Below are 7,937 nucleotides of genomic sequence, written 5' to 3'. Positions count from 1 at the left end.
TATCATTTCAGGGTGCGTGACCCTATCAACTTTGTTGATGAAATGGAATATCTCAATAAAAACTTCGGTATCCGCGAAATCCAGCTGGCGGATGATAATTTTACTTTCTATCGCGATCATGCGGTAAAAGTCTGCAATGAAATATTAAAAAGAAAACTTGATGTTACCTGGGCGCTGATAAACGGCGTGCGCATAGATAAACTTGATACTGAATTGCTCAAGTTAATGAAGAAAGCAGGCTGTTATTACATGGCTTTCGGGCTTGAATTCGGTTCGCCGAGGATTTTAGCGCACTGCAAAAAGGGACTCAGCGAAGACGGCCTGAAAGTCGGATACGAGAATGTAAAAATTGCCAGCAAAATGGGGTTTATTACCCACGGATTTTTCCTGATGGGTTACCCTTTTGAAAAAGAAGAAGATATTGATATGACCACCGCGCTTATTAAAAAACTGCCGTTGGACAGGATTTCCATCGGTATGCCGATTCCTTACCCGGGATCGGAAATATTTAATTATTATATGAAAAACAAATTTAAAAGTTTGGATAATATAAATTGGGACGATTATAATGAAGGAAATTTTAAGCCTATCTGGGAACATCTTTCCGGCACAACGGTGGCAACAAAAATAAGAAAAACCTACATGATGTTTTACCTCAACCCGGTAAATATGCTGCGTTTTTTGCTCAAACTTCGGACTTTAGAGCAATTCAAGGCCACCTTCAACGGGTTCCGCCGGGGCCTGCTTAATACATTTTTAAGGATATACACAACAAAATGAAAGTTTTACTGATTAATCCGTTACAAGAAAATCCGTGTATGCCCGGGCCGCCGAAACAAATTTTAAGTGAAGGCGGCATTTACCCTCCGCAGGGCCTGCTTTACCTTGCGAGTTTTGAAGTCCGCAGGGGAAAACACGAAATAAAAATACTTGACGCTATAGCCGAAGGCCTTGATTATGCAGGTATTGAAAAAAGAATAGCGGATGAAAAACCTGATGTTGTCGGCGTATCGCTATTTACTCTTTACCTGGGTGACGGTTACAGGGTATTGCAGGCGGCCAAAAGGGTCTCCAAAGATATTGTAACTCTTGCCGGCGGGCCCCACCCGACACTATTTCCCAGGCAAACAATTAAATTACCCGAAGTTGATTATTCTGTCTGCGGCGAAGCTGAATATGTTTTTGGCGAAATGCTTGATAGAATCCAGGACCGCCGGCCGTTGGATGATATTGAAGGCGTGCTGACAAAAAACAATCCAGACAAGCCCGTAAAACAGCTCATGGTGCAGAATCTGGATGAGCTTCCTATTATAGATTACAAACTGCTTCCTTATAATAAGTACAAATCCATCCTGAGCCAGGGGAACCCGGCCACAGTTATGATGACCAGCAGGGGCTGTCCTTTTAATTGCGCTTACTGCCCGCAGGCAGGAACGAAATTGCGCAAGAGAGACGCAAAATTAGTCGCAGACGAAATCGAAACATATCTGAATCTTGGAATAAAAGACATTTTGTTCTTTGATGAGCTCTTTACCCTTGAGCATAAGCGGGTAAAAGAGCTCTGCGACGAGTTTTTAAGAAGAAAACTTAAATTTAGATTTAATATAAGAACCCGCATCAAGGATGTAAACCAGGATATCATTGATTTACTTAAAAAAAGCGGGTGCCATCTTATTCAATTTGGCATTGAATCCGGCACGGACCGCATACAAAAGCTGATGAATAAAAACCTGGACCTCGAAGTAGTCAGGAAAGTTATCAGTATGACACGCAAAGCAGGAATTCTCACATACGGGAACTTTATGCTGGGTTCACCCTCGGAAACTGAGAGTGAAATGCAGCAGACTATTGATTTCGCTATCAAGTGCAAACTGGACTTTGCGGTATTTGCCATCACTTTACTGCTTCCTAAGACGGACTATTACGAAATGGCTTTCAAGCAGAACAAATTGAAGGAAGATTTTTGGGAAAAATATATAGCAAACCCGCTTCAACCCATAGAAAACGCCTACTGGCCGGATTTTGAAAAAGGTTTTCTTGAAGAGATGGACAAAAAAGCTTACACGCAATTCTATTTCCGCCCCTGGTATATTTGGAATTACTTAATCCGCATATTATCAGCCGGCCAGCTGCGCACGCACTCCAGCGCCGCTTACCATATTCTAAAAAGTTTCGGCCTGCGGAAAAAGCTCACTGGAAAATGAAAATACTCCTGATCAATTTTCTTGATAAAAGATATGGCTCCACCTATCGCGCCAGGCATATCTTCAAGTGCCTGAAAGAACTGGGGCACAGCGTAAAATATATTGAGTCCAACTCTCCAGGCGGCAACGACGGCGCTACATCAGTTTACCAGGCCGATTCAAATACCGGATACATTTACGCGACGCTTGTCAGAAGTTTTTACTGCCTCTTTAGTAAATATGATGTTTTGTACTTGCAAAAATTCATTCTGCCTGCGGTTCCGTGCATAATTATAGGTAAATTAAGAAATAAAAAAGTTATAGTTGACTGGGACGACCTGGATTCGGATTTTCAAAGAACGGCATTCCGCAAGAATTTAACAACAAAAATAGAATTCAATTACCCGAAAAAAGTTGATTCAATAACGGTGCACAACGAGTATTTGAAGAAATTTGCGCTAAGTATGGGCGCGGCAAACGTGTTTTCGGTAAATCAGATTGTGAATACCGAGATATTTGACCCTTCAAAATATATACAGGAAGAAGAAAAGGGAAAACTCGGATTAAAGGGAAAGATACTTGCAGGTTTTTTGTGTACGCTAACTCATGGCGGTGCGGGCGATCTGGACCTTGTCGCGGAAGCGGTAAAAATGGCCAGAAAGCGATACAGCGATTTATTTTTCCTTGTAATCGGCGGAGGCCCGCTGGAAAATGAATTTGCAAAAGCGTTTGATGAAGCAGGATTGAAGAATTACCTTATAACCGGGCTGGTTTTACAGGATGATGTGCCCAAACATCTTGCCGCCTGCGATTTCTGCCTGATTTATATGCGCGAAACGGCAGGAAACAAGATGAGAATGTCCTTTAAGGTGCTTGAGTATCTTTCTATGAATAAAAAAGTTGTCGGGCATGTTGTAGGAGAAACAAAAGACAAATTAGAAAAATATATTGTCGTTTCCGGGGCTAAAGCGCAGGATTTTAGCGATAAAATCTGCAGTGTGATAGAAAAGAAGGAATATTTATCAAATAATAATTCCAGGGATTATATAATTCAAAATCATTCAATAGAAATAATGAAAAAACAATTGTCGGAAGTGTTGAAATGAGAATTTTACTCTTAAATCCGCCGGGCATACCGGGTTTTACAGCCAACCGGGACTTTATGGGGGAATACGGCATGCTCCATTTTGGAGGCGGTACCGTTTTGCCTCCGCATAGCCTTTTATTGCTGGCCTCATTTTTAAAAGAAAAAAACGAGATAAAATTCATTGATGCAGTAGCTGAAAAAATAGATTCAGGCTGGGCTATTAAGGAAGTAAAAGATTATAATCCGGATATTGTTTTCCTTAATACATCAACACCCACCGCTGACTATGATTTCGCAATAAGCAAACAAATAAAGAATGAGACAAAATCAAAAATAGTCCTTGTGGGACCGCATCCGGTAAATACAGTAGTGAAATCGTTTGAAGCCTCCGGTGCTGACTGTATTCTTATTAACAATTTGCCCCAGGTTGCAAAAAATGTAGTTAAAGCGTTTGAAAAAAATGAGCAAGTGAGCTCATTTGAGGGTGCCTATTTTAAAAAGGGTATGCAAATCATAGGCACAACCGCAAAAGCGTATAATCTGGAAGAATTTCCTTTCCCGAACTGGGAAATCGCGCCATTAAAGAAATATTTTTACCTTTATAAAAATGAATATCCGTATGCAACTATGCATTCTTCCATTGGGTGCGTGTTCAGGTGTAAATTCTGCCCTTATCCGGTTTCTGTGGGTTTCAAATATGCGGAGATGTCAGCAAAGCGCGTAGTTGCCGAGATGGAATATCTTGTAAATGATATCGGCGTTAAGATGATTCTATTCAGGGATTCGCTTTTTACCGCTCATAAAGGCCGTATAAAGGAAATCTGCAAGCTGGTAATGGCTAGAAAACTGAAAGTAAAATGGAGATGCGAAACCTCTACCGGCTCTGTTGATGAGGAATTGCTTTCAATGATGAAACAGGCTGGCTGTGTCTGTATTAATTTCGGCATTGAATCTGTGGTTACCGATGTTGCAGACGAGATGAACTGTGATGATAAAATTAAAAGCCTGGATAATGTGAAAAAAGTGTTTAAAATATGCAGGAAATTAAAAATTGAGACCTTTGCATTTTTTGTACACGGTTTGCCGAATGATAAAAAAGAAACGATTGAAAAAAATACTCAATTTGCGATCGAACTAAATCCAGACCATGTACAGTTTACTTTTGCTACACCGTTTCCCGGAACTGAACTTTATGCTATTGCTAAAAAAGAAGGCTTGATAGTTTCTGACAAGTGGGAAACTTATTCCAGCTTGGTTCCGGTGATGAAGACAAGGTATTTAACCGCAGAAGAGGTAAGTTCTCTGAACAAACAGGCCTACGGGAAGTTTTTTATCCGCCCCGGCCGGTTGCTAAAGGAATGCCTTCACCCATTGCGGTTAGTCCGGCGCGCATTAACTTACTTAAGTTGGGTGCAACCCACACGATCCTCTTAACGGGTAGTAGCCAGATTGCCTTTGGGCAGCTTAAGGACGAATCGGGCATAACTGATTTTATTTTAATAGGGCAATTTGTTTCTGATTTAAAAAATAAAAAATAACCCTAACTCTCCCTGCCTCTCTTTAATAAAGAGAGGGGACAAGGAGTTACTTCCCCTCTTTTTGAAAGAGGGGATTGAGGGGAGTTAATAAAATAATTTAAGGGAGGAGTGAGATTATGAACATTACGTATTTAGTTGTCACTGTAGCTGTTTTTATTTTTTTTATTGGTATCAGGATAGTCAGGCCCACCCGCAGGGGATTAATTGAAAGATTAGGAAAGTATAACAGGTTTGCAACTCCCGGATTCCAATGGATAATTCCGCTAATTGAGCATATATACTATGAAAATGTGACCGAGCAAATGGTGGATGCAGAGCCGCAGGAAATAATCACAAATGACAATTTAAACGCCAGGGTGGACGCCCAGGTTTATTTTAAAGTTAAAGCTGATGAAGAAAGCGTAAAGAATTCAATTTATAATGTAAATAACATCAACTGGCAGATAGTGAATTTAGCCAGAACCACTTTAAGGAATATTATCGGCACCCTTACTTTAAAGTCAGCTAACAGCGAAAGGGGCAAGATCAATTCCGAGTTGCACAGGATATTGAAGGAAGAAACAGTGCTTTGGGGTATTGAAATAGTCCGTACAGAACTAAAAGAAATTGACCCTCCAAAAGATGTTCAGGAAACAATGAATAAGGTAGTCAAAGCAGAAAACGAAAAAATTGCCGCTATTGACTTTGCAACCGCCACCGAAACTGTTGCGGACGGGCAAAAAAGAGCGGAAATAAAAAAGGCTGAAGGTATCAAGCAGGCAAATATATTAAGAGCGGAAGGCGAAGCAGAAGCCATCAGGCTGGTTAATGAAGCTGCGCAAAAATACTTTGTTGGTAATGCGCAAGTCCTCAGGAAGCTGGAAGCCGTAGAAAAATCTCTTGCGAATAATGCAAAAGTTGTTATACCTGCGAATGGCGAATTGGTAAATGTAATCGGCGAACTCGCCGGCGTTTTACCGTTAAAGAAGTAAACTCCCACTGTCCCTCTTTGATAAAGAGGGAGGACAGGGAGTATCTAGCATGGGGGAGTTAATAAAATGATGTATCCTTTTGGGGGCATGTTTTTGTATTTTATTTTCACCATACTTGTGTTTGTTGCCTTGTTTGTAATTTTAAGGCATTTTGTTTTATGGTACTGGAAAATAAATAGCATTGAAACCTTGCTGGAAGAAATAAGGGACACCTTGCAAAATGGCGGCAAACCGTCAACAAAAACAATGGAATGCCCCTTTTGCAATAAATTCACTCAAATTGACAGCACCTTTTGTTCTCACTGCGGAAAGAATATATCTAAGGATATATAATTTTTAGCTAAATAAAATTCCCCTTGATTTTATTGAATAGTTGTATTATAATGTATTATAAGCTAATACATATGATTAGCTCCAGGGAGGCCCGAATATGAGTTCAATAACAACAATCCGGTTGCCGGATAATGTAAGGAAAAAGGTTGCTTTACGCGCTAAAATGGAACACAGAAGTGTGAGCAATTTAATCGAAAAATGTATTGAAACAGCTTTGATTGCGGAAGATAACCCCGATTTGCCCTTAGTCTTCATAAGAGACATTCTTGAAGCCAAATCAGAGAAAGAACATGGCCTAGCGAAGCCCTTTTCACTATAATGTATCAGCTAAAGTCCCTACCAAAATTTGATAAACAGTTCAAAAAGTTTTACTCCAAAGAACAAGACCTGATTAGGACTGAAATAAAAAAAATCAAAGATGACCCCGATATTGGCGACCTTAAAAAAGGCGTATTGGCTAATATTCGGGTACACAAATTCAAAATACATGCTCAGTTATACCTACTGGCCTATGAGTTGGAAGTTAAAACCAAAACGATTTATCTTTATGCGATCGATACTCATGAAAATTATTACAGCACCTTATCGCGTTATATGAAATAGAATTTAAGAGATGTTAGGGAGAGAAAATGCTTGATTACTCTAAGGAAATAATAAGACTGCGCCACGAAGAAAAATCAGCAATACCTGCAGAAGATTTTTTTAAAAAAAGAAACAAAAGCAAAAATAAAAAAAGCACCGTAAAGAAGTGTATCGGTAAATTATAGAAAAACCTATGTTAAAACTCACGATACTCCTTATTATTCTTTCAATTGGTGTGATTAGACTGATTAACCGGCCCAGGAAGGGGAAGGGCTCAAAGTGGCAGGCGATAAGGTTTATTACGAGAAAGAAGAAGTGAAATCGGGACTGAAGGGAGTTAATAGGATATTGAGCATATATTGTTTGTTTGATATAATACGTTTATTCGAGCATCGGAGAGAAAATGGCCGAATATAAAATAGTTATTGCAAACAGCGTGGGGGTGGACAGCCAGGGATACCGCATGATCCACTATCCCAGCCGGTGGACCACCGGCGCAAAACGCGCCTACTTCGCCTGGTACCCGTGGGAACTATCCTATTTAAGCACCTTGCTTAAGCGCGAAACCAAACACAAAGTGAAAATGCTTGACGCCTGCCTTGATTGGCTGGACTATAAAGCTTACCTTGAAAAAGTTGTCGCTGAAAAACCCGATTTTCTTGTAATGGAAAGCTCCACCAGAACCATTGAAGAAGATTTACGCCTTGCATTGGAAGTAAAAAAACAATGCGGCACAAAACTGATTTTTACCGGCCAGCATCCATCCGCTTACCCCGAACAATTAAAAGATAAAGTTGACTATATCTGCATCGGCGAATACGAATTCACCGTACTTGACATAATCCAGGGAAAAAACGAAAAAGAAATCCCCGGCCTTTACCCTAATAAATTGCGGGACCCTTTTGACGTAACCCTGCTCCCCTGGCCGGAAGACGAAGACATAAAAAGAATTGATTACCTAAACCCGGGCCCTCCCGGACTGCGATACAAACAAATCCAGGCCTACGGCTCCCGCGGCTGCCCTTACAGATGCATATTCTGCGTCTGCTCAAACCTTTATTACAGCAAAGCCAACTGGCGCCCGCGCGATCCCGCCGATATCGTAAAAGAAATAGCTTACCTCAAAAATAAGTACGGCGACAAAATGGAAGGCATTTTCTTTGACGAAGAATCGCACAACTTCAATAAAAAACACGTAATAGACCTTTGCCAGAAAATTATTGATGCAAAACTGAGTAATTTG

General features: G+C 40.4%; 10 protein-coding genes. All 10 read left to right on the top strand.

Going from position 1 to position 7,937, the window contains the following annotated elements; translation table 11 throughout:
* Positions 1 to 780 (top strand): radical SAM protein (locus KKH91_05045; GenBank protein ID MBU0952173.1); only part of this gene is annotated, 780 nt, incomplete at its 5' end.
* A complete protein-coding gene (locus KKH91_05040) occupies positions 777 to 2,204 on the top strand; it encodes a B12-binding domain-containing radical SAM protein (GenBank protein ID MBU0952172.1) in 1,428 nt (475 codons plus the stop codon). The genes KKH91_05045 and KKH91_05040, both read left to right, overlap by 4 nt.
* The gene (locus tag KKH91_05035; GenBank protein MBU0952171.1) at positions 2,201 to 3,289 is read left to right on the top strand and encodes a glycosyltransferase; all 1,089 of its coding nucleotides are present in this window, start codon (positions 2,201 to 2,203) and stop codon (positions 3,287 to 3,289) included. The genes KKH91_05040 and KKH91_05035 overlap by 4 nt, the downstream gene beginning before the upstream one ends.
* Positions 3,286 to 4,704 carry a radical SAM protein gene (locus KKH91_05030; protein ID MBU0952170.1) on the top strand — a complete coding sequence of 473 codons (1,419 nt, stop codon included), beginning with the start codon at positions 3,286 to 3,288 and terminating at the stop codon, positions 4,702 to 4,704. The genes KKH91_05035 and KKH91_05030 overlap by 4 nt, the downstream gene beginning before the upstream one ends.
* 220 nt (positions 4,705 to 4,924) lie before the next feature.
* Positions 4,925 to 5,779, top strand: coding sequence for an SPFH/Band 7/PHB domain protein (locus tag KKH91_05025; GenBank protein MBU0952169.1), 855 nt, complete (start codon positions 4,925 to 4,927; stop codon positions 5,777 to 5,779).
* A 66-nt stretch (positions 5,780 to 5,845) separates the two neighbouring features.
* Positions 5,846 to 6,112, top strand: coding sequence for a hypothetical protein (locus KKH91_05020; protein ID MBU0952168.1), 267 nt, complete (start codon positions 5,846 to 5,848; stop codon positions 6,110 to 6,112).
* Positions 6,113 to 6,209: 97 nt separating this feature from the next.
* A complete protein-coding gene (locus KKH91_05015; GenBank protein MBU0952167.1) occupies positions 6,210 to 6,431 on the top strand; it encodes an Arc family DNA-binding protein in 222 nt (73 codons plus the stop codon).
* A complete protein-coding gene (locus KKH91_05010; GenBank protein ID MBU0952166.1) occupies positions 6,431 to 6,715 on the top strand; it encodes a type II toxin-antitoxin system RelE/ParE family toxin in 285 nt (94 codons plus the stop codon). Before KKH91_05015 ends, KKH91_05010 begins: the two co-directional genes overlap by 1 nt.
* Positions 6,716 to 6,741: 26 nt before the next feature.
* Complete coding sequence (locus KKH91_05005; GenBank protein MBU0952165.1) at positions 6,742 to 6,879, top strand: hypothetical protein; 138 nt, start codon at positions 6,742 to 6,744, stop codon at positions 6,877 to 6,879.
* A gap of 218 nt (positions 6,880 to 7,097) precedes the next feature.
* Positions 7,098 to 7,937: cobalamin-dependent protein (locus KKH91_05000; protein MBU0952164.1), on the top strand; the 840-nt coding region annotated here is incomplete at its 3' end.

It is taken from the genome of Elusimicrobiota bacterium, assembly GCA_018816525.1.
Lineage (GTDB): Bacteria > Elusimicrobiota > Endomicrobiia > CG1-02-37-114 > XYA2-FULL-39-19 > OXYB2-FULL-48-7.
This window is presented reverse-complemented; position numbering and strand designations above follow the sequence as displayed.